26 protein-coding genes are annotated in these 26274 nt (G+C 51.6%); 6 read left to right on the top strand and 20 right to left on the bottom strand.

Annotated elements, in window-relative coordinates; all coding sequences use genetic code 11:
• The first annotated feature begins 17 nt into the window (after positions 1–17).
• A complete protein-coding gene (locus LGV68_RS01990) occupies positions 18–1649 on the top strand; it encodes a glycoside hydrolase family 32 protein (RefSeq protein ID WP_222763072.1) in 1632 nt (543 codons plus the stop codon).
• A 78-nt stretch (positions 1650–1727) separates the two neighbouring features.
• On the opposite strand, the gene LGV68_RS01995 is transcribed toward LGV68_RS01990, so the two are convergent.
• From LGV68_RS01995 to LGV68_RS02005, 3 genes are all read right to left on the bottom strand, one after another.
• Positions 1728–2492, bottom strand: a complete 765-nt coding sequence (locus tag LGV68_RS01995) for an EAL domain-containing protein (RefSeq protein WP_047457064.1) — start codon at positions 2490–2492, stop codon at positions 1728–1730.
• A gap of 125 nt (positions 2493–2617) precedes the next feature.
• Positions 2618–4006, bottom strand: a complete 1389-nt coding sequence (locus tag LGV68_RS02000) for a carbohydrate porin (protein WP_222763070.1) — start codon at positions 4004–4006, stop codon at positions 2618–2620.
• 317 nt (positions 4007–4323) lie between these two features.
• The gene (locus tag LGV68_RS02005; protein ID WP_208563945.1) at positions 4324–5247 is read right to left on the bottom strand and encodes an aminoimidazole riboside kinase; all 924 of its coding nucleotides are present in this window, start codon (positions 5245–5247) and stop codon (positions 4324–4326) included.
• Between the two features lie 248 nt (positions 5248–5495).
• On the opposite strand from LGV68_RS02005, the gene LGV68_RS02010 reads away from it, so the two are divergent.
• On the top strand, positions 5496–5879 hold the full coding sequence (locus LGV68_RS02010) for a DMT family protein (RefSeq protein ID WP_024373193.1): 384 nt from the start codon (positions 5496–5498) through the stop codon (positions 5877–5879).
• Between the two features lie 82 nt (positions 5880–5961).
• On the opposite strand, the gene LGV68_RS02015 is transcribed toward LGV68_RS02010, so the two are convergent.
• Genes LGV68_RS02015 through LGV68_RS02095 form a run of 17 tightly spaced genes read right to left on the bottom strand, consistent with a single transcriptional unit; the run spans position 5962 to position 21263 of the window.
• The gene (locus LGV68_RS02015) at positions 5962–7191 is read right to left on the bottom strand and encodes a beta-ketoacyl-ACP synthase (RefSeq protein WP_020428833.1); all 1230 of its coding nucleotides are present in this window, start codon (positions 7189–7191) and stop codon (positions 5962–5964) included.
• The gene (locus LGV68_RS02020) at positions 7188–7913 is read right to left on the bottom strand and encodes a 3-ketoacyl-ACP reductase FabG2 (protein WP_020428831.1); all 726 of its coding nucleotides are present in this window, start codon (positions 7911–7913) and stop codon (positions 7188–7190) included. Before LGV68_RS02020 ends, LGV68_RS02015 begins: the two co-directional genes overlap by 4 nt.
• Entirely contained in the window at positions 7910–8374 is a 465-nt protein-coding gene (locus LGV68_RS02025) for a hotdog family protein (protein ID WP_047457055.1), read from the bottom strand. The genes LGV68_RS02020 and LGV68_RS02025 overlap by 4 nt, the downstream gene beginning before the upstream one ends.
• Positions 8367–9554, bottom strand: coding sequence for a beta-ketoacyl-[acyl-carrier-protein] synthase family protein (locus tag LGV68_RS02030; RefSeq protein ID WP_038128178.1), 1188 nt, complete (start codon positions 9552–9554; stop codon positions 8367–8369). Before LGV68_RS02030 ends, LGV68_RS02025 begins: the two co-directional genes overlap by 8 nt.
• A 10-nt stretch (positions 9555–9564) precedes the next feature.
• A complete protein-coding gene (locus LGV68_RS02035; RefSeq protein ID WP_252536145.1) occupies positions 9565–10179 on the bottom strand; it encodes a DUF3261 domain-containing protein in 615 nt (204 codons plus the stop codon).
• Positions 10176–12515 (bottom strand): MMPL family transporter, encoded by a 2340-nt coding sequence (locus tag LGV68_RS02040; protein ID WP_020330127.1) that lies wholly within the window; start codon positions 12513–12515, stop codon positions 10176–10178. The genes LGV68_RS02035 and LGV68_RS02040 overlap by 4 nt, the downstream gene beginning before the upstream one ends.
• 1 nt (position 12516) lies before the next feature.
• Positions 12517–13146 (bottom strand): outer membrane lipoprotein carrier protein LolA, encoded by a 630-nt coding sequence (locus tag LGV68_RS02045; protein WP_161624196.1) that lies wholly within the window; start codon positions 13144–13146, stop codon positions 12517–12519.
• Entirely contained in the window at positions 13146–13592 is a 447-nt protein-coding gene (locus LGV68_RS02050) for an acyl-CoA thioesterase (protein WP_020330130.1), read from the bottom strand. The genes LGV68_RS02045 and LGV68_RS02050 overlap by 1 nt, the downstream gene beginning before the upstream one ends.
• A 16-nt stretch (positions 13593–13608) precedes the next feature.
• Positions 13609–15153 (bottom strand): aromatic amino acid ammonia-lyase, encoded by a 1545-nt coding sequence (locus LGV68_RS02055; protein WP_252536146.1) that lies wholly within the window; start codon positions 15151–15153, stop codon positions 13609–13611.
• A complete protein-coding gene (locus LGV68_RS02060) occupies positions 15131–16861 on the bottom strand; it encodes a glycosyltransferase family 2 protein (protein ID WP_208563951.1) in 1731 nt (576 codons plus the stop codon). Before LGV68_RS02060 ends, LGV68_RS02055 begins: the two co-directional genes overlap by 23 nt.
• Positions 16854–17222: a hypothetical protein gene (locus tag LGV68_RS02065; RefSeq protein WP_024373200.1), complete on the bottom strand. Its 369-nt coding sequence runs from the start codon at positions 17220–17222 to the stop codon at positions 16854–16856. The genes LGV68_RS02060 and LGV68_RS02065 overlap by 8 nt, the downstream gene beginning before the upstream one ends.
• A gap of 12 nt (positions 17223–17234) precedes the next feature.
• A complete protein-coding gene (locus LGV68_RS02070) occupies positions 17235–18620 on the bottom strand; it encodes an AMP-binding protein (RefSeq protein WP_252536148.1) in 1386 nt (461 codons plus the stop codon).
• 47 nt (positions 18621–18667) lie between these two features.
• Complete coding sequence (locus LGV68_RS02075) at positions 18668–19228, bottom strand: hypothetical protein (protein WP_020330135.1); 561 nt, start codon at positions 19226–19228, stop codon at positions 18668–18670.
• On the bottom strand, positions 19228–19485 hold the full coding sequence (locus tag LGV68_RS02080) for an acyl carrier protein (protein WP_020428819.1): 258 nt from the start codon (positions 19483–19485) through the stop codon (positions 19228–19230). The genes LGV68_RS02075 and LGV68_RS02080 overlap by 1 nt, the downstream gene beginning before the upstream one ends.
• A gap of 15 nt (positions 19486–19500) precedes the next feature.
• A complete protein-coding gene (locus LGV68_RS02085; protein WP_020330137.1) occupies positions 19501–19761 on the bottom strand; it encodes a phosphopantetheine-binding protein in 261 nt (86 codons plus the stop codon).
• A gap of 18 nt (positions 19762–19779) precedes the next feature.
• Positions 19780–20544 (bottom strand): lysophospholipid acyltransferase family protein, encoded by a 765-nt coding sequence (locus tag LGV68_RS02090; protein WP_020330138.1) that lies wholly within the window; start codon positions 20542–20544, stop codon positions 19780–19782.
• On the bottom strand, positions 20541–21263 hold the full coding sequence (locus LGV68_RS02095) for a beta-ketoacyl synthase chain length factor (RefSeq protein ID WP_202659203.1): 723 nt from the start codon (positions 21261–21263) through the stop codon (positions 20541–20543). The genes LGV68_RS02090 and LGV68_RS02095 overlap by 4 nt, the downstream gene beginning before the upstream one ends.
• Before the next feature lie 74 nt (positions 21264–21337).
• Between LGV68_RS02095 and LGV68_RS02100 the strand changes: the two genes are divergently transcribed.
• The 4 genes from LGV68_RS02100 (at position 21338) to LGV68_RS02115 (ending at position 26274) form a co-directional block, all read left to right on the top strand.
• Positions 21338–21730: a hypothetical protein gene (locus LGV68_RS02100; protein ID WP_024373203.1), complete on the top strand. Its 393-nt coding sequence runs from the start codon at positions 21338–21340 to the stop codon at positions 21728–21730.
• 40 nt (positions 21731–21770) lie between these two features.
• A complete protein-coding gene (locus tag LGV68_RS02105; protein ID WP_020330142.1) occupies positions 21771–22838 on the top strand; it encodes a class I SAM-dependent methyltransferase in 1068 nt (355 codons plus the stop codon).
• Positions 22839–22849: 11 nt separating this feature from the next.
• A complete protein-coding gene (locus LGV68_RS02110) occupies positions 22850–24091 on the top strand; it encodes an NAD(P)/FAD-dependent oxidoreductase (RefSeq protein ID WP_252536719.1) in 1242 nt (413 codons plus the stop codon).
• A gap of 551 nt (positions 24092–24642) precedes the next feature.
• Positions 24643–26274 carry an ABC transporter substrate-binding protein gene (locus LGV68_RS02115; RefSeq protein ID WP_252536151.1) on the top strand — a complete coding sequence of 544 codons (1632 nt, stop codon included), beginning with the start codon at positions 24643–24645 and terminating at the stop codon, positions 26272–26274.

Genomic DNA, 26274 nt, shown 5'->3' on the forward strand with positions numbered 1-26274 from the left:
TGATATTAGGTAAGTTCATGTCACTACAGCGACTTATTGATCTCGCGGGCGGGGTCGATAATATTCAACGAATTTTAGCCCCGGTAGGGCGGGTGACGGTGGCGGTGCGTGATGCTGAGCGTGTTCATCCGCTGCCGCAAGAGGTGAGTGCTGAGTCAGTACTGGGCGAGTGGCAGCTGTGTATGGCGCGCGGTAGCGACATCACCGATGCTGATCTCGCCGAGCTTGGTCTGGCCATCGCCAGTGCGCAGCGTCAGGCCGCTTCAGCGTATTTGCAGCCGACGCCTTGTCCGTATCGCCCACAGTGGCACATTTCACCGCCGCAGGGATTACTCAATGATCCGAACGGCTTTATCTATCACCAAGGAGAGTACCATCTGTTCTATCAGTGGTATCCGTTTGCCTGTGAGCACAAAGACAAATACTGGGTGCACCTGAAAAGCCAGGATCTGGTGAACTGGACGTGGCAGTCCATTGCCTTAACGCCGTCGGATTGGTTCGACAGCCACGGGGTATTTTCTGGTCATGCTGTCAGTGATGGTGACGATTTATGGCTGTTCTACACCGGTAACACGCGTCTTGGACACGACCGTCAACGCCAGACAATGCAGTGTGCAGCGCGCCTCAATCAACAGAATCAGTTTGAAAAATTAGGCCCGCAGATTCGCACGTTACCGCCGGGCGTCACGGAACACATTCGCGACCCGAAAGTGGTGCAACGCCAGGGGCGCTGGCATATGTTGCTCGGTGCACAGACTCAAGATTTGCAAGGTCGTCTGGCCGTCTACCATTCGACGGATTTGCAGCACTGGCAGTTTGATAAGCTGTATGGCGAAGAGTTGGCGCCCTACGGTTATATGTGGGAGTGCCCGGATTGGTTTGAAATGGCCGGTGAGCAGTTTGTGGTGTTTGGTCCGCAAGGGATTCATGCGGATAATCCGCATCACACCATCGTTCATCACAATCGCATCTTTCGCATTCATCAGGATGACAACGGCGGCTTTCATTTTCTGCAAGGCTGGCAACTCGATGCGGGATTCGATTTCTATGCTCCGCAATCGATGCAAACCGCCGATGGCCGCCGCGTGATGTGCGGCTGGATGGGATTGCCGGACGAGGTTCAACACCCAAGCTGTGACAATGGTTGGATTCATCAGTTTACTGCGCTGCGCGAGCTGAGTTGGCACAACGGCAAAATCATTCAACAACCTATTGCAGAACTGGCGCAATTGCGTGGTGAGGCTCGCGCACTGACGCTCAACCAGCAGCCGCTGGATCTGGGTTGCAAAAGCTTCGATCTGGAAGTGACACTGCCTTGGGGCAGTGAACTGCGTTTACTGCACAATGATGAGCACGCTGTGGTGCTGACTCTTGACGGCGAGCAAGGCGTGCTGCGGTTTGACCGAAGCCACACCCAGATTCGTCAGGGCGATACCATTCGTGAACTGCCACTGACATCAAGCGAGGTGAAGTTGCGCATTCTGGCGGACAACTCATCGCTGGAAATCTTCATCAATGATGGTGAGCACGTGATGACCGGGCGCGTATTTACGCCGTCAAACGCGACGCATATTTCGCTGAATCATGCGGTAGCCAGCGCCACGTTTGCCCCGCTCAACGCCATGCAATGGTCATTTGCACCGCGTTAATCATTACGTTGGTGATTTCACCGCATGCTAAAAAGCCACCGCCAAGGTGGCTTTTGTCTTTGCAGACCAAGGTAACGATCAACGGATAAAATTTACCGCAGGCAGGCACTCAAAACCGGGTTTGGCAAAAAGATAGCCTTGCATCAGAGAAATACCCGCTTCCTTGAGCCATTGATATTCAGCCAGCGTTTCAATCCCTTCAGCGAGCGGCGTAATATTGAGTTCGGCAAACATCGCCAGACAATGGCGCACAATGGCTTGGCGCGCGAAATCGCTATCGATGCTGCGTATCAGCGCCATATCAAGTTTGACGATGTTGGTTTGAAAGTCAGCTAACAAATTTAACCCCGAATAGCCGGCACCGAAATCGTCAATCGCCGTTCTAAACCCCAGCGACTGATAGTATTCAATAATGCGTTTGATATGACGACTGTCGGAAATTTGCTCGCCTTCGGTGAATTCAAACATAATGTTCTGGGTGGGAAACTGATAAGTTTTCGCCGCCTCCAGGGTGGTGCGAATACAGCGTTCCGGCTGGTAGACCGCATTGGGCAAAAAGTTGATACTCAGTATGCCGTCAATACCCAGCTTCGCGGCAAGAGAAATGGCCTTAATGCGGCATTGCTGGTCAAAGAGGTAGCGATTTTCTTCGGTTACATGTGCTATCACCACAGGAGCAGGCTCATTGTGGAGACCTCGCACCAGTGCTTCGTAGCCAAATACACGTTGCGCCTGACAGTCAATAATAGGCTGAAATGCCATGGTAAAATCGAAGTCCAACGCACGCTCTGCCGCGCATTGCTGGCAGACTATTCTTTCACAATGTTCTGATTTTTCGCCCATTACATCCACCTAATTGTAAACCCAGCCTAAAGGTTAGCTGGCTCCTTTAGGCTCTGCAACTGACGGCTTGCTATCTTAAACGCAACAAAAAACCCGGCCGAAGCCGGGTTGATGGGAGGTGTGGTTTAGAACCAGGTTTCCATTTGCAGGGCAAAGACGGTTTCGCCGCCACTGCCCATGGTGCTGGCATCGCTGTCGAGGCTGACGGCGTAATCATCCAGCGCGCTGCTCCAGTCGACATAGCTCACGGCAAAGCGAATTTCCGGGCGGTCAAAGAAGCCCGCTGACGTCGCCAGTTTGAAAGTCGGGGCTATCGTCGCTTTGTAGAAGCTGCCTTTGGCTTTATCGACGCTGTTGTCCAGATCCATGTACTGGTATGAACCTTCGTACACCATTTCAAAGTTTTGGGTCAGTTCCTGCGCGAGGCGAACGTTGACCGAAGCCCATTTGAATTCGTCATTGGTTTTGATGCGGTCCTGACTGTATTCCGCCATGACGGCCGGGGCGATGCGCCAGTTGTCCGCAAAGCGGGTCACGCCGTAGCTGAACAAACGCATGGCTTTAGCGTCATCGTTCAGGTCGCCGTTTGAGCCGATGCCTTTCAGTTCAGCACCCAAGCCCTGACCGATCAACACGCCGGATTTGGAGAAACCGTCGCTCAGGCCATAGAAACTCTCACCATGGTAGGCAAACAGCGCGTGTACACCGTTTTCTGCACGTTTGCTTGGTGAGGCGCTGTCGGTGTCGCGGCCTTGGTTATCCGACGAAGTCATGCCGCTGACCATCAGTTGGAAGTTGCCAAAACGGTTATTCATGGTCGCAATGTAGTTTTCCACGTCGGTGCTTGAGCTGTCGATTTCACCAAAGTCTCGGCCGTAGACAGAGAAGTTGGCTTTCCAGCTGTCGGTAAACTGAACATCGTAGATGCCAGCGCCGGTACCAGAGAGAAACACAATGTCAGAGTCAAAAAAGTGGATGTCAAAGTTATCGCGGTCGAAGCGTTTACCGGCCCACAGGGTCGAGTGCTCAAACGCACCGGAGAACGAGCTTAAGTTCGCCAGTTCGGCATACACCTGACGCACGTTGAGTTGGCTGTCGTCTGCGGTCCATTCGTTGTTGGTTTCAACGCTGTCAGCCAACATGATACGAAAGCGGGCGGTCGAACCGTCATCAAGCGTTCGGTTGTGAATCAGGTTAGCTTCAAGATAGTTGTCGTCTTCCAGACCAAGGCGGCCAACTGGTGCACCCAGTGCACCGGCGGCGGTCATGTAAGGGCCAGTGCCTGTTGCGCCATTGAGATTGTCATTGATCAAAAGGCCTGCGCGCGCATAGCCGTGGAACTCAAACGAAGACGCGGATTCTTGCGCCTGCTGCGCGGTTTGCTCAGTTTGTGCCAGGCGCGATTCCAGATCATTGATACGCGCTTCCAGCGTCGCAATATCAGAATCTGCCCAAACGGTTGTGGCAGGGAAGAGGGCTGCGGCAACGGCCAGCGTCAATGCTTTAGTTTTCATTATTCTGTTTCTCCACATTGGATGATAATTTGATAGTTTTGCAAACGTTCCCAAATAATCACGAGGCAGCGTGGATGTATGAGTAAAAATTATCTGGCAGTGTTCAAATATAAATGACCTAACACCTGAAGAATCATCACTCATTGTGTGGGTTGGACTATATCTAATTGATAGGGAACGATCCCGAAAAAATATTGAAAACTTTTAGCTGATTCACGATCTGAATAAGATTTGTGATCTGGGTATATGTGCTAAGTCACGTTCTATTGGCGATAAAAAAGGCGAGCACGAGGCTCGCCTGACGGACACATTCAGAGTTATTCGCTAAGGAAGTGTTGCAACGCCGCTAAATCGGGCAGGGCTGTCATCGCGCCTTTTTGCGTCGTGGCGAGGGCTCCGCAACCATGGGCTAAGTGGATGGCTTGAGCAATTGCATCGTTTGATTGCCAGTGTTCACTGACCGACAGTTGATACAACAAACCACCCACGAACGCGTCTCCCGCCCCCGTCGTATCCACCGGTTTGACGACTTTGCCGCTCACCAGCGTTTGGCTGCCTGAAGTTACCACCAGAGCACCTTTGGCACCTTGAGTAATCACAACCAGAGGCAGTGACAACGGCGCTAACGCCAGCAGGCCTTGCTCAATCGAATGGGTGCCTGTCAGTAGCATCAGCTCATCTTCGGAGAATTTCACCACATCCGCCAACGCCACCGCGCGCATCACCACTTCGGTAAGCTCTTCCGGCTTGGCCCACACTTCTTCACGCAGATTCGGGTCAAAACTGAAAAAGCCGCCCGCGTGTTTGACGCGCTGAATCGCTGCAAAGGTGCTGCTGCGGCTTGGCTCATTGGCCAGAGCAATCGAGCAGACATGTAACCAGTCGCCGGTATGAAACGTAGGAATATCTGTGGGTTGCAGGAATTGGTCGGCGCTTGGCTTGACCATAAATGTAAAGCTGCGTTCGCCGCTCTCGTCCAGATCCACGACGACGGTCGACGTGCGTTGCTCGTCGTCCAGAACCAGATGCTGGCAGTCAACCTGCTCGTGGTTCAACGTTTGCTGCATAAAACGGCCAAGGGGATCGTTCCCGACCCGACCGAAAAATGCGCTGTTGCCGCCAAGGCGCGCAATCGCCACAGCCACGTTAGCAGGTGCACCACCCGGACATTTCAGGTAGTGTGCTTCACCGTCAGGAATTAAGTCGACGACTGCGTCGCCAGTGACCCATACTTTGCTCATCGTATCTCTCCATAAAATTTGCCTCAGTGTAATCCAAGTGCTGCTGATGAACAGTGCCAAAGCCGCTGCGCCTGATGTTGTCATTCAGATTTGTGATCAATTAGGGAGAAATAAACAGATCAGGAGGCATTTTGATTTTAAATTCGGTATCGTTCCCAGTTTTGCGTCAAAGCGATGAATCCGATTGACGGCCAACGCAACTCGGCGCACACTGCGCGCGTTTTCGATCTTGTTTTTCGGAGTCCCGCATGTTTGCTCTTCCTCCTATGCTGATCACGATTGGTTTGTTGCTGATCAGTAACGTCTTCATGACATTTGCCTGGTATGCCCATCTGCGTGAGCTTGGCCATAAGCCGTGGGTGATTGCTGCGCTGCTCAGTTGGGGTATCGCGCTGTTTGAATATCTGTTCCAGGTGCCGGCAAACCGCATTGGTTACACGGTCATGAACCTAGGCCAATTGAAAATCCTGCAAGAAGTCATCACGCTGTCGGTGTTTGTACCCTTTGCGCTGATTTACATGAAAGAGCCGTTTCGAATGGATTTCGTCTGGGCGGGATTGTGCCTGCTCGGCGCCGTGTTCTTTATCTTCCGCCCGCAGATTGTGGAAATACTCAGTCGGGCGGTGGCGTAAATCTTTTTTCCTGACGAAAAATAGAGACAAAAAAGCCGTCCAGAGGGACGGCTTTTGACCATTTGCGAGTGCGCTATCGGCGTTACTCGGCGTGGCGTTTAAAGATGATCGAGGTGTTGATGCCACCAAATGCGAAGTTATTACTCATGAGGTAATCGACTGTCATCTCACGGCCAGTGCCTGTGATGTAGTCGAGATCGCCGCATTGGGGATCGAGACTTTCCAGATTAAGCGTCGGGTGGAACCAGCCAGTGTGCATCATTTCGAGGCTTAACCACGCTTCAATTGCGCCGCAGGCCCCCAGCGTATGACCAAAATAACTCTTCAGCGAGCTGATTGGCACTTTGCCCAGCGCATTCGCGGTGGCGTTACTCTCGGCAATATCACCGCGGTCGGTAGCGGTGCCGTGCGCCGACACATAACCGATTTTCGCCGGATCCAATTGGGCGTCACGCAGCGCCATTTCCATGCAAATCTGCATGGTTTCCATCTGTGGTTGCGTCACGTGTGCCGCATCACAGTTGCTGGCAAAGCCAATGATTTCCGCATAAATTTTTGCCCCGCGTGCTTTGGCGTGTTCGTACTCTTCCAGCACCAACGTGCCGGCGCCTTCGCCAATCACCAGACCATCACGTTCGCTGTCGTATGGGCGTGGCGTGGTCTTCGGCGCGTCATTTTTCAGGCTGGTGGCAAACAGGGTATCAAACACCGCCGATTCAGTCGGGCACAGCTCTTCACCGCCGCCAGCCACCATCACGGTCTGGTAACCATGTTTGATGGCTTCGTAGGCATAACCAATTGCCTGACTGCCAGAAGTACAAGCGCTGCTGGTGGGAATGACGCGGCCGCGCAGACCAAAAAACAGTCCTACGTTTACCGCAGTGGTATGCGGCATCATCTGTACGTAGGTGGTCGCAGTAATTGCTTTGGTGGTTTTCTCATTCAGCATGACACCAAACGCGCCGATGGCGTCGGTACTGCCGGTCGATGAACCGTAAGCAATGCCCGTCTGGCCGTTGGTCAGAACGTCGTTGCCAATCAGCCCGGCCTGAATCAGCGCGTTTTCGGTCGCAACGGTAGCCAGTTGTGAGACGCGGCCCATACCGCGTACCTGCTTACGTTTGTAATGTTTCGGCAGTTCGAATCCAATAACCGGCGCCGCCAGTTTGGTGTTCAAACCTTCATACTGTTCGTAGCTCGGCATGTACTGGGTAGCGTTCTGACAGTCGCGCAGCTTAGGCTCAATGGCCTGCCAGTCGTTACCAAAAGCAGTAATACCGGACATCCCGGTGACAACAACACGACGGCTCATAGCAGACCTCCGTTGACTGAAATAACCTGACGGGTCACGTAGCCCGCAATATCCGACATTAAGTAGCTGACCAAACCGGCCACTTCTTCGGGTTCACCCATACGACGCAGAGGAACCTGAGGCAGGGCATGCTCTTTGACGTGTTCGTCGATCATACCCGTATCAATCAGGCCCGGAGCCACGCAGTTGACGGTGATTTTGCGTTTAGCCAGTTCGAGCGCCAGTGCTTTGGTTGCGCCTATCACACCCGCTTTCGCTGCGCTGTAGTTCGTCTGGCCACGGTTGCCCATAATGCCGGACACTGAAGCAAGCGTGACAATACGGCCACCTTTGCGCAGTTGCACCATCGGCATCACGCACGGGTGCAGCACGTTGTAGAAACTGTCGAGGTTGGTGTGAATCACGCCATCCCACTCTTCTTCGGTCATGGCCGGGAACGCCGTATCACGGGTGATGCCAGCATTGTTCACCACGCCGTAATAGGCGCCGTGTTGTTCAATGTCGTGTTCAATTTTGCTGCGACACGCGGCTCGATCACTGATATCAAACTGAATCAAACGGCCCTGACCGCCGTTTTGTAAAATAGTGTCGAGTGTGTTTTGCGCGCCTTTTTCATCGCCCATGTAATGCACAACAACGGTAAAACCATCTTTTGCCAACTGAATTGCAATGGCCTTGCCGATGCCTTTGCTGGCGCCGGTGACGAGAACTTGTCGGGTCATGCGTGACTCCTGATTTTCATTTCTTGTAGTTTTTCTTCTGATGGCACGTACACATTAAGCTGGCACTGTGCCACTAACTGGCCCTGATGCTCAAGACGGGCGGAGAAGACGGCCATGCCGTTATCTTCCATCACCTGTTCGGCATGAATATCCAACGTTTGTCCCTGAGTGAAATGATCGCACTCTGCCTGATAGCGGCGACTGCCGAGCAGAAATCCGATCGGTGGTACGGTTCCTTTTTCAAGGGCATGGAAACCGGACCACGCGGCGATAGACTGAGCCATAAACTCAATGCCGACATACGCCGGAATGGTTTGCGTCTCTTTATCAAAGAACATCAGGTGATCGCCGATATCCACCTGACAGTGAATCGACTCAGCACCAATGTCGAGAGCACGATCGACCAGAATCATCGGTCTGGCGTGCGGAAGCAGTTGCTCTATGGCTGGGTATTCACGCATTGACGTATCCAAAAATCAAACTGATGTTGTTGCCTCCAAAGGCAAACGAGTTACTTAAAATGGCTTTTCCATGCAGCGTTTGGTCTGATTCGACCAAGGAGACTTCAATGTCTTGCGCTTTGTTGTGGCAACGCTGTTGTGGCAGCGGCAGATCGTAACGCAGCAAATGCCAGGCGATGGCGGCTTCGGTAGCGCTGGCGGCACCGAGCGTATGTCCGGTTAACGGTTTGGTGGAACTTACCGGAACGCCGTCGCCAAACAAACGGAATATCGCTTTGCTTTCCATACTGTCGTTGAGCGGTGTGGCGGTGCCATGGGCATTGATATAGCCGATGTCCTGTGGGGTTAAACCGGCATCGTCGAGCGCCTTTTGCATCGCATCAAACGCACCGACGCCTTCAGGATGAGGCGCGGAGATATGGTGTGCGTCGGAACTGTCGCCTACGCCGAGCAGGGCGATGTCGCTCGGTTCGCGGCAAAGAAGCATAAACGCGGCCGCTTCGCCGATGTTGATACCACTGCGCTCAGCGCTGAATGGCTGGCAGAGCGAGTTTGACAGCGCTTCCAGGCCATTAAAACCGTTGAGAGTGAGCTTACAGATGGTATCGGCGCCGCCGACAATCACTGCGTCGACCAAGCCCGCTTTGAGCATCCGTTTGGCGCTGATAAACACGCGGCCACTGGAGGAGCAGGCGGTGGAGATAGCGTAGCATGGACCGGAGATCCCAAAGTAATCCGCAACGAACTCGCTGGTGTTGCCAAGTTCTTGTTTGCGATAGTGATAATCAGCAGGGAAAGCACCGTGGTCCAGCTTCTGGGCGTAGGCGTGTTCGCCATCCGAAATGCCTGAGGTGCTGGTGCCAACAATCACGGCGACCCGATCAGCGCCAAAGCGCTCGATTGCGCTTCGCACGCTGAGTTCAATTTGCTGTAAGGCTGACAACGCCAGTTGGTTGTTGCGCGAGTCATGACGTGCCAGTGTCGCCGGAATGTCAGGTAATGTCTCCGTGACCCGGCCGATGATGGTCGACGTCCCTGTGTTAAGAATTTCATCGTCGCGCAACATATGCGCGCATTGACCGCTGGCCAACGTGTGATGAATTTGCGCTGCTTCGCGCCCCATAGCGGAGTGAAAGCCACAGTCATGAATGAAAATTGGAAATGAAGAATGGGAATTCATCATGGCTTATCTACTGTTGTGATGCTGTTTGTGTCGGTTGAAGAGTCAGCGTCTGAATCGTGATGTCGTAGTTCAGAGGCAGATTCTTAAAATGAATATCGCCGCTAAGCGGAGTGTCGCCGGAGTAGGTGATAGCCAGAATAGTTTCACCCTTTTCATTGATCACAGTGCGCTGATTAGCGTCATCAATAATTCGCCACCTTACCTTATTTAGCGGGGCTTCCCAAGCATTTCGCGGCCAGAGCGTGATCATCAGGTTAAATAGTACCTGTTCCGGCTTTGGAACGGTGTTCTCTAAACCGGACAGCACCTGAGTCTGAATCTGCTCGCCATCGTAATCGAGAGAAAGAATGCGTGTGCCCCACGAGGAAAAGCCCGCCAGCAGCACTTGTTGATCACTGACCTGAAGCTGCACTGGTAACTGCTGACTTTGACTGTGGCCACTTTCGTTGTGCCAGGTCGCTGAAATCAGCTGACTGGCGGTAAACGATTGACTAAGTTGAGCCGGCTTAGGCAGTTCTACCCAAACATCCGGGCTGATTTCGACTTGTGTCGCGCTGATTTGGGGTTGCAAACTGCAAGCGCACAACCAAAGACTCATCAGACTGGTCAGTAACCACTTCATGATTTTGACTCCGAAGGTGGTGGTGGCTGAATCGCCAGCGGCGAGAGCAGCCAGGCAATAAAAATGCCGCTTAAGGTGGTGACACCGAAGCTGTGAATCGCGTGAGTCTGGCTCAGAGCCAATAGACCAAACGACAGCAGAGTGGTTATCGCCGACAAAGTAATCGCGAGCAACGTGCTATGGCTGCGAGACTGCTCGGCAAAAAACAGTGTGTAGTCGATACCGATACCAATCACCAGCACTAAGGCCAGCAGGTTAAACAGGTTGAGAGCCGAACCCGTCAGCACAGTAACCGCCAGTCCGACCATGCACGCAATCACACAGGGGAACAGAATGCGCAGCGTGTGTCGCCAGCCGTAACGCCACATCAGCAGCAGGGCGATTCCGGCCAAGGCTGCCGCCAGCAGCTCCATTACTTTGACTCGGTACTCGCCAAACAGCTGCGAGATTTCGGCTGCTTTATCGAGATAAGCCAGATGTGCGTCATTGGCAGCAAACGCCTGAATCACATCGGCATGCTGCACGCCTTTTAACATGATGACCGCGGCGACCGCTTCGCCAATCCGGCCAAGATAGAGAAACTTCACTGGCTCAGAGACACTTGCGCTCAGATAATCACTCAGCGATACGGGGATAAATGAGGCGCTCAACGTCGGCTCGCTAGCCAATCGTAAGCTTTGGCTCAGTTGCGGGGCAAAGCCTTGGTAGAGTTGCTCAACCAGCGCAAAGTCGCTTTGCTGGCGCTGCTGTGACGCCAGATATTGATGCAGGCTCTGGTAACCCTGTAACACCTGATCCTGTTGCCAGTTTTGCAGTGTGTCATCGAGCTGTTCGAGTTTCTGCATCAGAGCCTCGTCATCGTTGGCCGAAACCACCAACATTTGCTGTGACGAGTTCATGCCAGTGACCTGACTGACCCGCGTTTCCTGCTGCTTTAATGCCTGAGGCATGGCTTGCAGTTGACGAATGTCGTCATCGTAGTGCACCTGCGTCAGAGCGATGGCACTGAGCACCAGAAGCGTTGAAGGCAGAGCGATGCGTATAGTGCGACCTTGCCACCAATCGAGCCATCGACTGAGCAAGCCCATGGCGGGCAAATGACGAGAGGGCGTTGGCGCGCGCGCCAGTAACGGATACCAACTCACCACGGTAGCGTAGGCGGCCAGCAAACCAATCGCGGAGAAGAGCGCCAGTTGCTGCAAGCCCGGGAATGGCGCAACGAGCAAGCCCAAATAGCCAATTAAACTGGTGATTAATCCCAGCGTGATGGCGGCAAGAATGTGTTTGAGCCCGGCAACGCTGTCCCAACGTCTACCGGCAGCCAGACGATCAGTCAGATAATGGAACGCGTAGTCGATGGAAACGCCAATCAAGCTGGCGCCGAACACCAAACTGAACAGATGCACCTTGCCGAAAATGGCAGTGGTCGTCGCTAAGGCAACCAATAATCCGACCGATACCGATAGCAAAGCCAGCAGCAGTGGCGCCGCGCTGCGAAACACCAGCATAACCAACAGCACAATGCCGAGCAGCGACACGCTGCCGATGGTGCTGATTTCAGATTTGGCGCTGCGGGTCCCGAAATCTGCGTAGAACACCACGCCGGTGTAAGCCATCTCGACCTGATACTGCTGCTTGATTGCTTGTTGCCACTCATTCACCTGAGCCACGATCTGCTGAGCTTGCAGGCTATAAGGCGAATCAGTCAGTGAGGCGGTGAGCAGTACGTACGTCTGACCCTCTTTTTGTGTGGTCAGGAAACCTTGGTGCAATTGAAATTGGGTCGACAACTGATTGAGGTGACTGAGGTAATCACGAAACAGCAGAAACGGATCGCTGGCGAGCTCCTGTCCGGTCACGCCGGAAAAGGGATTGTAGAGCGCCTGGATGACGCTTTGCACCTGCTGTTCTGGTGCCGTGTTGAGACGGTTACGTTGCGCGTCAGTCAGAAATTGAAAACGGTGCTGAAAGTAATAACTCGCCCAGGCTTGCTGCTTGGCTGCGTCAATCTGTCCGGTGACTTCAGTCAGTTCACTCTGGTGACGGAGCTTGGTTTCGAGGTCACGCGCGGCAGCGAACAGTGACGTGGAATCCTTACCAGTCAGAACAAAAGCGACTTTATCGCTCATACTGTCAGTCACTTTATCAAACGCGGCCTGAGCGAGCGGGTTCTGCCGTGACTGCGGCAGCAGCTTCATGATGTCGGTTTCAATCGGCGAGCTAGCCGAAAAGGCCCATTGTTTCACGAGCAATGCTGAAGCTAGCACAACCAGCACCAGCCAGAAGAAGGCGAGGCGCGAAGAGGCAATGGAGCGGGAGCTTGGCAAGTTTGGCATATTAAAACTCAAACTGCGCTTGTTCCGCTTGGCTTAACGTTTGCGGCTCGTGCGTTTGCGCGCTGAAGCGGATCTCGGTGTTATCACCACGCACTTCCTGCAGTGACAGAGCGTTGATATCGTCTTGACCCTGCAACGTAATGTGTTTAAACACCGCGTTGAGCGGAGCGCCTTTCGGAGTCAGAACCAGCGTCCACTGCTCATCCTGAACAGAAAAATCGAGGTCAAATTCAGATTGCAGTTGCTCGGTGTCACCGTGGAACACCGACAGGAAAATATGGCTGAAATAGAATGCCATCGGGTTCTCTTTGGCGGTGATGGTTTGCGGCGCTTGGCCGGCAAACGTCTGGCGCAATTTGTCTTGCGTCAGCACCAGATTGACCGGAAAAGGTGTACTTTGTTGCCACAACAGGCCATGCGCTTTATCAAGCAGAAATGTGCCCTGCGAAGAGAGTGGCTCGGCAAACATCTCAATTTTACGGCTTTGCGTGAAGTCACCGCGCACAATCTCAAAGCGTTGCAACTGAGTCTGCAGCGATGCCAGATCAGTGACCTGAGCTATGGCTGTTGAGAACAGACTGGCGGCACTGAGCGCCAGCAAGGTAAGTAAGCGATACGTCTTTTTTGCCATCATGCCAGACACTCTCCGGTTTGGTGCCAGTGGGACACTTTGTCGGTGAAAACCGTTGGGGAGACGAAACACATTTCTTGCGTTTGTCGTTCGACCGCAACTTGAGTGGTGTGCGCTTTGCACATACGTTGACCGCTTTCGGCATCAAAGATGACGTAGTCAATACGCAGGCGATTTTCCCATTCAGTCAGGCGAGCATGGACGCGAATTTTATGGTTAAACGGTATCGCTTTCACGTATTTAACGCGCGTATCGATAACCGGCCACATGTAGCCGGAATCGTTCATCGCCAGATAGCCATAGGCAATTTTATCCAACAGCTCACGGCGTGCTTCTTCAAAATAGCGGAAGTAGTTGCCGTGATACACCACGCCCATCGGGTCGGCGTCCTGAAAAGAGGTGACCAGTGTCACCTCAGTTTCCAGCGGGAAAGTCACATCACTCATACTTTCTCCTCAATGATTAATACAAGGCCCAGTGTTGGGTCTGAATGCGTTCGATGAACAAGCGCAGATCGGCTTCTAACGGGCGATCTTCTACCACAAATTCAAACTCACTCTGCACCGCGTCAACCATCTGCTTCAGGCTGTGGCTCATGTGTTGCTCATCCAGTTCCTGATGACGTTTACGCAGCTCAATCGCCTGTGTGGCCGCCAGCAGTGAAGCCGCCGCCACCTGTTCGGTCAGTTGCAGAACACGTAAACAGTCGCGCGCGGCGATGGTGCCCATGCTCACTTTGTCCTGATTGTGACACTCCGTGGAGCGGGAGAAAACGCTCGCTGGCATGGTGTGTTTCAGCGCTTCTGCTGTCCAGGCTGAGATGCCAATTTGTACTGCTTTAAAACCGTGGTTAATCGGTTTACGTGCACCTTCTGCTCCGGTGAGGTTAAACGGCAGGCTGTTGTTGAACTTGTAGTCCATCAGCTGTGCCATTTGGCGATCCAGCAGATCGGCCAGGTTTGCGACACCAGTTTTTAACGTGTCCATCGCCATGGCGATGTGGCCGCCGTAGAAATGACCACCATGCAGCACGCGTTCGTTGTCGCCATCGATAATTGGGTTGTCGTTAGCGCTGTTGAGTTCATTTTCAATCAGCTGACGCAACCACGGCAGAGCATCTTGCACTGTACCAATGACGTGCGGTGCGCAGCGCAGCGAGTAACGATCCTGCAGACGGTCGCTATTGCGTGGTGGACGTTCAGCCTGAAGGTCGTCACGCAGCCAAGCGGCAATTTGTTGTTGACCAGGATGAGGTTTCACCGCAAACAGCGCTTCATCAAAGTGGAAGTCGTTGCCGTGCATGCCCACCGAGACCAGCGCCGTGATTTTGGTCGAGAGCTGTGCCAGATATTCGGCGCGTTTGTACGCCAGACACGCCAGCGCGGTCATTACTGACGTGCCGTTCATCAGCGCCAGACCTTCTTTGGGTTTTAGCTTGATCGGGGTAATACCCAGTTCGGCAAACACGTCGCGGGTTTCGCGCAGTTCGCCTTTGTACAGTACATCGCGCTCACCGATGAGTGTTGCGGCAACGTAAGACAACGGCGTCAAATCGCCGCTGGCTCCAACCGAACCTTCCTGAGGAATGCGCGGCGCGATATCAAAGTTAATCAGATTGATCAGTTGATTGAGCACATCGTGCGACACACCAGAAACACCTTGTGCCAACGAACACAAACGCGTGGCCAGAACTGCGCGCGACTGCTCATGAGTCAGAATTTCACCCAAGCCACAACCGTGGAAACGGGTCAGGTGCAGCGGCAGTTCTTCAACCAGACTAGGTGGAATGGCCACGGTACACGAGTCGCCGTAACCGGTCGTCACGCCGTAAATCACGCCTTCTTCTTTCAACAGACGCTCAAGAAACGCCACACCGCGATCGATGCGCGCTTTGTAGGCGTCAGAATCGTTAATTGCCGCCTGTGCGCCATTGGCAATAGCGACCACATCTTCGATGGTCAGGCGCTCCGCGCCAAAGAGAATCTTATTGTTGTTGTTCATCGTCATGGTGTTGTTTGCTTAATGTCCAAAAGTTGAAAAAATTGTACCACTGTAGCGGTGCATTCAGCGTGTGGTGTTGCAGGCGCTCAGCATAGCGCTGAACCACTTCTTGCAGCGCGGCTTGTCGGCGTGCCCTTGGTAGCTCAATACCATCGCTGAAATGTTCGAAATAAACGTCAAAATGCGGTGTTTTTTGTGTGTCGTCACGCAGACCAAACAAGAGGTAAACCGGCGCTTTTAATACGGATGCCAGCATGAATGGCCCTTGCGGGAACGGTGCAGGTTGACCTAGGAAATCGGCCCAGACCACGCGGCTCTCTTTGCTGGTGGAGGTGCGATCGCCGACAATCACTACCCATTCGCCCTGCTCAATTTTCTGTTGTAGCAGAATGGCGGTGTCAGGGCCGAGTGTCGAGACCTGAATCAGGTTGAGTTCGGAGCTCGGATTGATGGCTTTCATCACCGCGTTGAAGCGTTCAGCATGTTCGGTAAACACCAGAGCATTGATCTTGATGTTGGCGTGACGACGGCCGAGCGCGCGACACAGTTCGATGTTGCCAAGATGCGAACCTAAAATCAGCACGCCTTGCTGCTTTTCCACCATCGACTGAAACTGCTCCTGGCCATGAATGGTCAGGTTGTCGGCACTAAAATCTCCGCGCCAGGCCGCCAGCTTATCGAGCATGGTTTCGCCAAATGAAAGCAAATGCCGATAGCTGTTCAGCTTGGCAGGCAGCGTGATGTGGTTGCTGTGAGCGTAATGGGTCAACTGTTGCAAATAGTGCTCAGACGCGCGGCGTGCCTGTTTGCCCGTCAGGTAGTAATAAGCCATTACCCCTCTGAGGATCAGTTGAAACGCGCCGCGACCCAGCAGGCGGTAAACCCACATCAGTGTTTTGATGCCAAGTACCGTGCCGCGCTCCTGACGTTTTGACCAGTGAGCGTCGCTGCTTGCTTGGCGACGTTTTTTTCTGGCCAGCAGTGCCGGAATTCTTGGCAGCATGCCAAAGAACAAACGGGTATGCATCCAACTGATTTTGACGTTGTCCCACAGCGCATCGAAGTGAGAAATGCCGCCTTCCGGGTAAATCACCCGTGTCTCGACGAAATCAATGTCGACACCTTGCCAGTACATACGCACCAGAATTTCGATGTCGAAATCCATGCGGCTGCCAATATCAAAACGGCTTAGTACCTCGACGGTTTTGGCCACAGGATAGGCGCGAAAACCGCACATACTGTCTTTGATAGCAAACGACAGCGTTTCAATCCATACCCAGATATGCGTAGCGTAACGGCCATAAAGTCGCGCTTTTGGTACGCTCTCGTCATACACCGGTTGGCCGGAAATGAGATGCTGCGGATTGGCCTGAGACGCTTCAATCAGTGTAGGCAGCGCTTCAATATCGTGCTGGCCATCAGCATCAATCTGGATCACGTGGCTAAAACCAAGCCAGTGCGCCTGACGGATGCCCGCCATCACCGCGCCGCCCTTGCCCTGATTGACTGGCAGCGTCAGCAGATGCACGTTATCGCGTTGCGCGGCTTCACTCAGCGCGGCTTTGGTTTCCTGATTACTGCCGTCATCGACCAGCAGCACCGGAAACTCAAAACGAGCCAGCGAATCAAGCACCGCGGCTACGGTTGAGCCGTGGTTGTAGCAGGGGATCAAAAAGCAGGGATGATACGCGGGAGCGAAGGAATTCTCAGTCACTGCGTTCTCCCAGTTTCATTTTGCCCGAGGAATGCACCACTGGGTGACCATCGCGTTCGGAGCGATATTGAAACGCCAGTTTTTGTTTGTCGGCATCCCAGTTCAGGGTCAGGGTGACTTCCATATTTGGCAAAATCGGCTCCTGAAACTTGATCACTTCCATCCCTTTGAACTGGTCGGGCGTCGACAGCAGTTCGCAAGCATAGAAAATTGCCCAGTCGATCTGCGATACGCCCGGCAGCAGAGCAAACTGTGGGAAATGGCCGGAAAAATCCAGAATGTCGGCATCCACCCGCAAGGACAATGTTGCCTGCGATGGTTGAATGTCGGTAGCCAGTAACGTCGGTTTTCTTTTGATCATAGTGCTCGTTATCTAATCGCGAGTCTGCGCGTCGGCAAACAGTCGCTCGATTTCGGTATTTTGTCTTTTGCCCTGACTGTTGAGCGGAATTTCCGTGACGATGCGAAAGCGGCGCGGCACGGCAATCGGTTCAAGCCATTGGCGCAGTTCGTTGCGCAGCAGCAGCCAGAATTTACCTTTGCCCAATGTTGCGACGCTTTGGTGACCGTCTTGGGTCAGCACAATCGCCGCCAGCAATACGGTGCGTTCACCTTCGCTGGCCGGGATCACGGCGCACTCATCAATATAGCTAAGTTGCTCTGCACGTTTTTCCACTTCGACCAGAGAAACCCGCTTTTCTTCCACTTTAATGATGCGGTCAGTCCGTCCTTTGAGCACAAAGTGGCGTTCATCAACAAATTCGCACTCATCGGCAGTTTGATACCACCCTTGTGGATCGACATGCGCAGAACGCAGGCGCAGACAGTTTTCTTGATTGAGTGTCGCTTCAACACGCGGAAACAGCTTCCAAGGTGTCACTGCATGGGCTTGTTGACGATGCGCGATACCGCCCGTTTCCGTACTGCCAAACACTTCGACGGGCAGCGAGCCAAATAGTTCGTGGGCGTGGACAGCCGCAGAGTGGGGCAGTGGGCCGCCGGATGAAAACGTCATGCGCAGAGTGTTTGCCTGATGTTCTTCCGATAGGCGTTTTAATAACGCAGGGCTGCTGATTAACGCCACGTCAGGGCTTGCGTGAGCGCTCACTTGCTCTGGGAACTCCAGATTGTGACGTGCAAACGGTCGGCCTGCGCACAAAGGCCATAACAGGCGAAACAGTAAGCCATAAATGTGCTGATGCGATACGGTCGATTCAATTCGGCACCCTGACAGGGCTTCGCCCCACAAAGACTGCAAAATGCTGACTTCGACATCCAGTTGACGCAACGTTTTATGAATCGCTTTTGGTACGCCGCTCGAACCGGACGTAAACAGGGTCAGTTTGGTCTCATCAAGAGCAAGCGGAGCAAAGTCGAAATGCGGCGATGGCTCCGTCACTTTGCCTAATTCGATATTCGGGCAGTTGGCGATATCGTTCAGTTCACTGTCGTGCAGCAAAAGATCAAAATGGGCGCTCAATTCAGCCAGCGCCTGAGGCTGATAATTACCAGGCAGCACTGTGGATTTTCCACTATGACACAGAGCAAAAAAGCCGACGGCGAACCAGTAACTGTCACGGGCGCACAGGGCGACGGTTGGTTGCGGGTAGCGATTCAGAAGATGTGTGTAATCACTCACATTCTGAACAAACTGCGACCAGCCAATGTGTTCATCGCCCTGAAAGGCCACCACGTTCTTGTCACGTGATGTTAGTAAGAGTTGTGACAGGGAACAGAAAGGAGTGTTGCTGTGATTCATGCTTTATCAGTCCTTGCGAACAGTTATTCTGGCAAACAGTTTGGTGTTCAATCGTGTTGACGAACAGAGCGGCGAACCAGCCATTCAATGGTAAACAGTGCGCCAGCCAGGCAGTAACTGATAAGACCGTTGTACAGCGTCCAGATTTCCAGCGGCAAAAAACAGGTGTACAGCGCTGTGATTCCATTGAACAGGAAAAACAGACACCACACCTGCGTGACTTTGCGCGTATATCGCACGCCACTGGCAGGTAAATCGGGTTCTTGTAAACGGGCCAGACGTTCAATCAGGGTCTGTGGTTGCTTAAGGCTACTGGCAAAAAACAGCAGCATGCAGGCGTTAACCGCCACCGGGTAGAACATCAGCCACCCTTCTTTGCGAAACACCACGCCCAAAATAATCAAAGTGATCCCAATGAGACCACTAATTGCAGCTAACTGTTTGAATTCTTTTAGTTTGGTTCGACTTGCTGTGATGATGCGTAAAGCGAACATCACAGCAAGTAACAGCCCAATGACACTTAATCCAAGTTTATCGATGCCATAATAGACAGCGAAAGGGTAAGCGAGCAGAACAATTGCAGACAGGGCTGTCAGCAGTTGGCGCATCAGGCGTCCTTGAGCAGTTCGGTTACCGCTTCAACCACGTCTTCAACAGTGCGTACGGCCTTAAACTCTTCCGGCTTAATTTTCTTGCCGGTAACTTTTTGCAGATGAACCACCAAATCCACGGCGTCAATGCTGTCCAGATCCAGGTCCTGATAAAGATGCGCGTCTGGCTGAATGTCGTCGGCGTCGATCTCAAACAGCTCTACCAGAGCGTCTTTAACCTGATCAAATACTTGCTGCTTATTTGTGTCTGTCATAGCGATGTCTATCAATTAGTTACTGGTTTGAGATGAGATGTAACGAGCCAGATTGGCGACGGATGAAAAATGTTGGCGAGTGTTGGTGTCGTCCGCGTCAATCACAATGTTGTATTTCTTTTTGATCGCTAAGCCAAGCTCAAGCGCATCAATCGAATCTAGACCTAAACCATCTCCGAAAAGAGGAGCTTCAGTATCAATATCATCAATGCTGATGTCTTCTAGATTCAGGGCATCGATGATCAATTGTTTAATGTCGTTGTGTAGTGTTTCCACTGGGACCTACTTTTTTTGTTATTTATCAACTGGAAAAATCACTTCAGCTAAATGTCGATTTAATCGCCTAGCCGCCGAAGTTGGATTGTTAGTTTGCTCTATAAAGGGCGCGACCTCAACTTTATCCTTAACTTCTATCAGGAAAAATGGACGTGTATCGGGAACCTGATACCACTTTTTCTGTTTCGTCAGAAAGCTGGGTGTCACTGTAATGTGAATGACGCGTAAATCGCGTTCAGTACGAATCGCAATCTGCGCTGCGCCGCGTTGCAGTTTGGACTCGACTCCCGGCGTGGTGCGGGTGCCTTCCGGAAAGACCAGCAGCACATTACCGCGCTCAAAACGCTCATCGCACAGGCTCAGCAGATCATCCGGCGTTTCGTTAGGAATATAGCCAGCCGCTTTGACGATGTGCTTCATAAACGGATTGGACCAAATGGCCGATTTCACCAAGCAGTCGCATTGCGGTAACTGCGAAGCTATCAGCACATAGTCAATCAGGCTTGGGTGGTTGGCGACAATCAAACAGTTGCGGTCCTGCTTGAGGATCTCCGCTCCGTCAATTCGATAATCAATCGCGCCGGTGGCCTTCATTAACTTACAGAAGAAGTTGAAGGTGGCACGAATCACTTTTTGTACCCGATATTCTCGTTTAATTTGCTCGCGCGTTGTCAGCCGAATCAACGGAATGATGATAAAGCTCAGGGTCAGGCCGCCAAGGCCAAACACGCTGAAACAGAAACCGGTGGCGAATATTCGCCAATACTGGCTGATGATTTTCATTTCTGCTGCCATTGCCAAGTGTTGCGCTCGCCCTGAACCAACCACTGTGTTTCACTAGCCAGATAATGTTTCAGCACGACCAGTGCCTGAGGCAGGATATCGACCTCTGAAGTTGCTGCCAATCCGGTCACGTTCCACTGGTCGCCCGCAGAAAGAACCAGCCCCAATGCGTATCCGCTGAACTGCTTGTCTTCAAATTCCTGATAGGCTTGTGGCAGGGGAAGATCAAAATCGACCAGCAGCACACGTTGCTCAGGATGCTCACACAGATACAACCAAGCTTCAGTCAATGCGCTGTGAAAAGTGTTGTCTCCCGCCACAATCGAGGTGACCGGAATGGCTTGTTTGCTGGCGATGGTTGATAGTCCGGCTGCCGTGTTGTGCACCGACTGCGAAAAGTTCATCGGAGAGGCTTCTTCGCCGTGTAGAATCTCTTTCACCAACTCGGCACTGCGATGCAGTTCACCATGACGGCTGGAAAATACCAGATAATCAACCGCATGCTCATTCATTAAAGAGAGTGCCGTTTGAACCGCTAGTTTACTGAGCGGACTCATGCGGCGGCGCATCATTGGCGGAATGAGTCCGGCTTCAATCGGCCCTTCTGGCCAGATTCCATCCTGACTCCATGATTTCCATTCATCGCATTGATGAATTCCCTGCGCGTTGGCTGACCAGGCGTCGATATTGAACGACATGAATTGCAATTGATTTGACATAAACGATTGATTTGTTGCCGAGGGGATTAAATACTATGGCCGACTTTTCATTTTGCTGAAAATAAGGATAAGCCATGAAGGTAATTAAATTAACCCTATCAGTTTTATTAATATTTTTGTTGGCTGCTTGTGGTCGCGTCCAGCCTGTTCTGAATGTGGAGAATACTCCAGTTGCTTATAATCTTCAAAGTGATCAAATTAAATTAGCAATTACTCAAGCAGCACTTCAACGCGGCTGGGTTATTCAAGAGGTCGAGCCCGGCCTTTTGGATGCCAAAATTAGTGTGCGTAACCATTTCGCTGAAATTCATATTCCTTATAACGAAAAATACTACTCAATTCTTTACGTTAGGTCAGAAAACTTAAAAGCGGACGATGGTAGCATTCACCGCAATTATAACCGTTGGGTCAACAACTTAAACGTCGATATTAAGAAACAGCTTGCGCAAGCTGCGGCGGCTCAATAGGTGAATTTCCGAACACACTAATAACAGCTAGGTTCTCTTGATGGAACAACTTGACCCCTTTAACGCTCTCGAAGCGAAGACTGAAGCCCAAAAACTTTCATTTGCCCCGATCGTATTCCATACCGCAAGAACATTGCGTGATTTGGGGATTTTAAAAGCACTGGATGAGGCGGGTGACACGGGTTTGTCCGCACAGGCAATTCATCAGCAGACAGGCGTATCCGAGTACGGCGTAAAAGTGCTGCTCGACATGGCGATTAGCGCCAACATCGTCTTGTGGACTAAACCGCACTATCGTCTTGCTAATTTGGGCTTTTTCCTGCTGCATGACGGCATGACCCGCGCCAATATGGATTTCACCGCTGACGTCTGTTACGCCGCGATGATGCACTTAACGGAGGCGATAGAAGAGGGCAAGCCTGCGGGGCTGAAAGAACTGGGGGATTGGGAAACCATTTACCAAGGGTTGTCACGCCTGCCGGAACAAGCCAAACAGAGCTGGTTCCAGTTCGACCATTTTTACTCCGATCGCTCGTTCCCGGTTCTGTTGGAACGGGTGTTTGCCGACAAGCCGAAACATCTGGTCGACATTGGCGGCAACACCGGAAAATGGGCACTGCAATGCTGCCGTTATGATTCAGAGGTGCAGGTAACGATTGTCGACTTACCACAGCAACTGGAAATGGCGATGCGTAATGCGTCCGAGCAAGGATTTGCCGAGCGTATTCATCCGTATCCGGCCAATATGCTGGACAAAGCGCAAGCGCTGCCGGAGAAAGCTGACGTATGGTGGATGAGCCAGTTTCTTGATTGCTTTTCACCAATGGAAATTCTCAGTATCCTGCAACGGGTACGAGCTCAGTTAACCGAAGATGCCGTGGTATATATTCTCGAACTGTTTTGGGATGCACAAAAATATGATGCGGCGTCATACAGTCTGAATGCGACTTCACTCTATTTCACCTGCCTTGCCAACGGCAACAGCCGTTTCTACCGCAGTGATGACTTCCTTGAACTTATCGAAGCGGCGGGGTTGGTCATTGAAGAACGTACCGACAATATTGGTTTAGGCCATACCTTACTTAAACTCAAAGCAAAGTCAGAATGACAGTAAAAACAATGAATATTCAGCAGCGTCAAGTGGTTATTATCGGTGCAGGCCCGTCAGGTTCGACGGCTGCAGCACTGTTGCTCAAGCAAGGAATTGATGTGCTGGTGGTCGAAAAAGCGCAGTTTCCGCGTTTTTCCATCGGCGAAAGTTTGCTTCCAGCGTGTATGGAAGTGGTAGAAGAAGCGGGCATGACCGACGCGGTGCAAGCTGCGGGATTCCAATTTAAAAATGGGGCGGCGTTTCGCAAGCAAGGCGTGTATACCGAGTTTGATTTCACCGATAAATTTACGCCAGGACCGGGCACGACGTTTCAGGTCCAACGCGCCAGCTTTGATAAAGTACTGGCTGACAGTGCGGCAGAACAGGGTGTGGAGATTCGTTACGGTCATGAAGTGCTGGCGGTAGCTTTTGAAGGTTCAAAATCTTGGTTGACGATTGCAGACGAGTTGGGCCAACCTTATCAGGTAGAAGCGGACTATGTATTGGACGCCAGTGGATTTGGCCGAGTATTGCCAAAATTGCTCGAGTTGGAAGAGCCATCTTGCTTGCCGCCACGTAAAGCGATTTTTACTCACGTGGTTGATCATATTCAGTCCGAAAGCCTGCCTTATGACCGCAATAAAATTCTGATTTCCGTTCATCCGGAGAACAGCGACGTATGGTACTGGTTGATCCCATTCTCTAACGGTACATGCTCTTTAGGTGTGGTTGGTAAGCCCGCGTTCTTTGAACGTTATTCGCTGGACAAACTCACCGCACTGCAACAACTGGTGGGTGAAGAGCCTGGCCTGGCAGAGCTGCTCAAGCAGGCGGAATACCCAAATGCGGCTGGTGAATTGCGTGGTTACTCTGCGAACGTGAAGCACCTTGCTACCCGCCATTATGCTTTGCTTGGCAACGCCGGCGAATTTTTGGATCCGGTCTTTTCATCCGGTGTAACAATTGCCATGAAATCTGCGCAATTTGCGGTGCGCTGCGTGCAGCGTCAACTGAGCGGTGAAACCGTTGATTGGCAGCAAGAGTATGCCGAGCCGTTGATGGTGGGCGTGAATACGTTCCGCACTTATGTAGAAGGGTGGTATGACGGTTCGCTTCAGGATGTTATCTACTATGACAAGCCCAATCAGCGTATCAAACAGATGATCTGTTCTATTTTGGCTGGCTATGCCTGGGATACTCAAAATCCGTATGTGAAAGATTCCCGCCGCCGTTTAACCAGCCTCGCTGAACTGATTCGCGACGCTCAATAATGCTTAATTGCAGCGCCCAACGATACAAAAGTGGGTTGCTGCATATTCCCGTTTCCTGCCGAAGTATCCTTTCAATATTTATGCACTGGCTGCGCCGAAGAAGTGCAGTCCTGATCATCCTAGTGCAAGAGGTGATTATCTTCACAAATCCTGTCATCTGACGAGTGGATCATCACTTTCAATTAGACGCCTTGTACACTAAATGTTAAATTTTTGAGTAATTTCTAGCATAAGATTCTATAAATGCAATCTTAGTTAGATGAAATGGCACTATGGTCTACGCGTAAGTTGTTCTTTGTTCTAATAATCTAGCCTATAGAACAAGCTTGAAGTATTACGCTAATTATTGAAGTTGGCTCAGAATATATTCAGTTTTTGCTACAAATTTATGGCAAATTACTTCGATGATTGCTAATGTGTGCCGCATTCTCTGTGAGGGTTTAGGTTTTTTTAGTTTAGTTTTTGCACTAAGCAACCTGAGTGCTAGCCGTTTCGTTCTAGATGCTCTCCAGAGAAGTCATGGATGCAAAATGAAAACTTGGAGTTTATGCATGTATAAAAATAAAATCACACAAGCCCTTCTTCTAGGCGCTAGCCTTGCAGTGGCAACCACTTCTTTCTCAACCATCGCTGCTAACGTTCCAGCAGGCACCAAATTGGCGGATGTACAAGAACTCGTACGCGGTAACGGTACTGAAGTTGCGTCTATCGATCCGCACAAAACGGAAGGTGTGCCTGAGTCAAACGTTATCCGCGATTTGCTAGAAGGCTTGGTGAACCAGGATGCAGCTGGCAACACTATTCCAGGTGTGGCTGAAAGCTGGGAAACGACAGACAACAAAACCTTTATTTTCCACCTGCGCAAAAATGCAAAATGGTCTAACGGCGATCCTGTGACTGCTGAAGACTTCGTATACAGCTTTAAACGTGCAGTTGATCCAGCAACCGCGTCGCCATACTCTTGGTACCTAGAGATGACGACGATGGAAAACGCTGCTGACATCATCGCAGGGAAAAAAGACAAAGAAACTCTGGGTGTGAAAGCATTGGATGCAAACACACTGGAGATCAAACTTGAATCAGCGGTTCCATACTTTGTGAAAATGATGGGCCACACTACTGTGAAACCAGTTCACCGCGCAACGGTTGAAAAATGGGGCGATCAGTGGACCAAACCTGATCACTTCGTCGGTAACGGTGCATACGTTCTAGACAAATGGGTTGTGAACGAACGCATGGAACTGAAACGTAACCCGAACTACTGGGACAACGAGCACACAGTCATCAACAAAGTGACTTACCTGCCGATTGAAAACCAAGTTGCGGAAATGAACCGTTTCCTATCTGGCGAAATCCAGATCACCAACGAACTGCCACTTGAGCACTTCAAACGTCTGCAGAAAGAGCACCCAGAGTCAGTTCAAGTACAAGGTAACCTGTGTACTTACTACTACGGTTTCAACAACCAAAAAGCGCCTTTCAACGATGTTCGTATCCGTAAAGCACTGTCTTACGCGATTGACCGTAACATCATCACCGACGCGATTCTTGGCCAAGGCCAGAAACCTGCTTACTTCCTGACGCCAGAAATCACGGCAGGATTCCACCCAGAAATGCCAGCTTACGGCAAGATGACTCAGAAAGAGCGCATTGCTGAAGCGAAGAAACTTCTGGCTGAAGCGGGTTACGACAAATCAAACCCTCTGAAATTCACACTGCTGTACAACACTTCAGAAAACCACAAGAAGATTGCAACTGCGATCCAATCAATGTGGAAAACCACACTGGGTGTTGACGTAGCGCTAGAAAACCAAGAGTGGAAAACCTTCCTGGATACTCGTCGTCAAGGTAACTACGACGTGACTCGTGCAGGTTGGTGTGGTGACTACAACGAAGCATCAAGCTTCCTGTCACTGATGCAGTCTAACAACAGCTCAAACGACCAGAAATACCACAGTGCAGAATACGATGCAGTGATGGAAAAAGCGATGAACACCACTTCAGACGCTGAACGTGAAGGGCTGTACGTTGATGCTGAGAAACTGCTGGCTCGTGATATGCCACTCGTGCCTATCTACCAGTACGTTAAATCACGTCTAGTATCTCCGACTGTTGGCGGCTACCCAGCTGGTAACGCGGAAGATAAGATCTACGCAAAAGATCTTTACATCAAAGCTCAGTAA

This window comes from Vibrio sp. LQ2, from assembly GCF_023920125.1.
In the GTDB taxonomy this organism is placed as follows: domain Bacteria; phylum Pseudomonadota; class Gammaproteobacteria; order Enterobacterales; family Vibrionaceae; genus Vibrio; species Vibrio fluvialis.

Bases quoted from the DNA above. Each gene is read 5' to 3' on its own strand.
- LGV68_RS02050 (WP_020330130.1), bottom strand. From the start codon at position 13,592: ATGAGTGATGTGACTTTCCCGCTGGAAACTGAGGTGACACTGGTCACC.
- LGV68_RS02110 (WP_252536719.1), top strand. From the start codon at position 22,850: ATGAATATTCAGCAGCGTCAAGTGGTTATTATCGGTGCAGGCCCGTCA.
- LGV68_RS02030 (WP_038128178.1), bottom strand. From the start codon at position 9,554: ATGAATTCCCATTCTTCATTTCCAATTTTCATTCATGACTGTGGCTTT.
- LGV68_RS02105 (WP_020330142.1), top strand. From the start codon at position 21,771: ATGGAACAACTTGACCCCTTTAACGCTCTCGAAGCGAAGACTGAAGCC.
- LGV68_RS02065 (WP_024373200.1), bottom strand. From the start codon at position 17,222: ATGATCAAAAGAAAACCGACGTTACTGGCTACCGACATTCAACCATCG.
- LGV68_RS02115 (WP_252536151.1), top strand. From the start codon at position 24,643: ATGTATAAAAATAAAATCACACAAGCCCTTCTTCTAGGCGCTAGCCTT.
- LGV68_RS02010 (WP_024373193.1), top strand. From the start codon at position 5,496: ATGTTTGCTCTTCCTCCTATGCTGATCACGATTGGTTTGTTGCTGATC.
- LGV68_RS02075 (WP_020330135.1), bottom strand. From the start codon at position 19,228: ATGCGCCAACTGCTGACAGCCCTGTCTGCAATTGTTCTGCTCGCTTAC.
- LGV68_RS02025 (WP_047457055.1), bottom strand. From the start codon at position 8,374: ATGCGTGAATACCCAGCCATAGAGCAACTGCTTCCGCACGCCAGACCG.
- LGV68_RS01990 (WP_222763072.1), top strand. From the start codon at position 18: ATGTCACTACAGCGACTTATTGATCTCGCGGGCGGGGTCGATAATATT.
- LGV68_RS02045 (WP_161624196.1), bottom strand. From the start codon at position 13,146: ATGGCAAAAAAGACGTATCGCTTACTTACCTTGCTGGCGCTCAGTGCC.
- LGV68_RS02100 (WP_024373203.1), top strand. From the start codon at position 21,338: ATGAAGGTAATTAAATTAACCCTATCAGTTTTATTAATATTTTTGTTG.
- LGV68_RS02000 (WP_222763070.1), bottom strand. From the start codon at position 4,006: ATGAAAACTAAAGCATTGACGCTGGCCGTTGCCGCAGCCCTCTTCCCT.
- LGV68_RS02080 (WP_020428819.1), bottom strand. From the start codon at position 19,485: ATGACAGACACAAATAAGCAGCAAGTATTTGATCAGGTTAAAGACGCT.
- LGV68_RS02035 (WP_252536145.1), bottom strand. From the start codon at position 10,179: ATGAAGTGGTTACTGACCAGTCTGATGAGTCTTTGGTTGTGCGCTTGC.
- LGV68_RS02005 (WP_208563945.1), bottom strand. From the start codon at position 5,247: ATGAGCAAAGTATGGGTCACTGGCGACGCAGTCGTCGACTTAATTCCT.
- LGV68_RS02070 (WP_252536148.1), bottom strand. From the start codon at position 18,620: ATGAATCACAGCAACACTCCTTTCTGTTCCCTGTCACAACTCTTACTA.
- LGV68_RS02015 (WP_020428833.1), bottom strand. From the start codon at position 7,191: ATGAGCCGTCGTGTTGTTGTCACCGGGATGTCCGGTATTACTGCTTTT.
- LGV68_RS02040 (WP_020330127.1), bottom strand. From the start codon at position 12,515: ATGCCAAACTTGCCAAGCTCCCGCTCCATTGCCTCTTCGCGCCTCGCC.
- LGV68_RS02055 (WP_252536146.1), bottom strand. From the start codon at position 15,153: ATGACGATGAACAACAACAATAAGATTCTCTTTGGCGCGGAGCGCCTG.
- LGV68_RS01995 (WP_047457064.1), bottom strand. From the start codon at position 2,492: ATGGGCGAAAAATCAGAACATTGTGAAAGAATAGTCTGCCAGCAATGC.
- LGV68_RS02090 (WP_020330138.1), bottom strand. From the start codon at position 20,544: ATGAAAATCATCAGCCAGTATTGGCGAATATTCGCCACCGGTTTCTGT.
- LGV68_RS02095 (WP_202659203.1), bottom strand. From the start codon at position 21,263: ATGTCAAATCAATTGCAATTCATGTCGTTCAATATCGACGCCTGGTCA.
- LGV68_RS02020 (WP_020428831.1), bottom strand. From the start codon at position 7,913: ATGACCCGACAAGTTCTCGTCACCGGCGCCAGCAAAGGCATCGGCAAG.